We start from the raw sequence: 1,208 nt of genomic DNA on the forward strand, positions 1-1,208 counted from the left end.
CTAAGAAAGGTGACCATTCTAATCCCTCCAACTATCGTCCTATAGCCCTTACTTCTGCTATCTCCAAAGTCTTCGAGTTTCTTCTTAATTCTCATTTTCTCAAACATCTTGAAACCCAGGCATTTGACAGAGTCTGGCATAAGGCTCTGTTAGCCAAGCTCCCATCTTTTGGTTTCACCCCTTCTCTTACTAAACTAATTGCTAGTTTCCTATCAGATCGAACTTTATCTGTTGTTGTTGACGGCGCAACATCTTCGTCTTTCACTGTCACAAGTGGTGTTCCTCAGGATTCTAGTCCTATCCATTCGTATGCTGATGATTCAACTCTCCATAAATCTTCCTCCTTCAACTCACAGCCTTCTGCTCTTGCTCGCACTCAATCTCGTTCTACTGTTTCTACCACTCTCAACTCAGATCTCGAGCGTATTTCAGGCTGGGGTAGAGAAAACCTAGTTAAATTCAATTCCTCCAAGACACAGTTGCTTCCCATTTCTCTCTCGAATGACCCCTCCATTTTTGAAATTGTTTTTGAAAATAACGTAATCGATCCCCTCAATTCAATAAATATTTTAGGCGTCGAAATTACTTCCAACCTGTCATGGAGGAATCATATAGTTCAAATTGCCAAATCAGCTTCCAAGAAACTTGGAATTCTCTTTCGATGTAAAAATTATTTTACGTCTGCTCAGCTTTTGAAGCTTTATGTAGGTTTGATCCGCCCCCGCCTGGAATACTGCTCTCATGTCTGGGGAGCTTCCTCTTATACTTCCCTTCTTGATAGAGTTGAATCAAAGGCATTTCGTCTTATCAATGACCCCGTCCTAACCTCGTCCTTGGATAGCCTCTCACTACGTCGGAAAGTTGCCTCTCTCTCCCTCTTCTATCGTTATTTCCACGGTCGCTGTTCCAGGGAGTTGGCAAGTTGTGTTCCTCCTCCTTTGAGGCGTCCAAGGAGCACACGCCAAGCAGCCAATGCACATCCGCATTCCGTTGAGATTGTCAACTCCCGAATCAACAGGCACAGCGACTGTTTCTTTGCATCTGTCTCTCGCCTCTGGAACTCTCTTCCTTCGTCTGTTTTTCCAAGCTCTTACAATCTTTCTCTCTTTAAGAGGCAGATCTGCCATCACTTGAGAGTTCAACCCTCTTAAGTTTTTGGTTTTGTTTTGTTTTTGCTTTTTACTTTTTTATATTTTTGAGGATTTTAT

1 protein-coding gene is annotated in these 1,208 nt (G+C 42.6%); it reads left to right on the forward strand.

All coding sequences use genetic code 11. From position 1 onward, the window contains the following. Positions 1-1,151, forward strand: a 1,151-nt coding sequence (locus AAFM92_16855) for a hypothetical protein (GenBank protein MEL7302032.1), incomplete at its 5' end; no start/stop codon positions are given. Between the last annotated feature and the right edge of the window lie 57 nt (positions 1,152-1,208).

This window comes from Pseudomonadota bacterium, assembly GCA_038533575.1.
GTDB lineage: Bacteria > Pseudomonadota > Alphaproteobacteria > Rhodobacterales > Rhodobacteraceae > Shimia_B.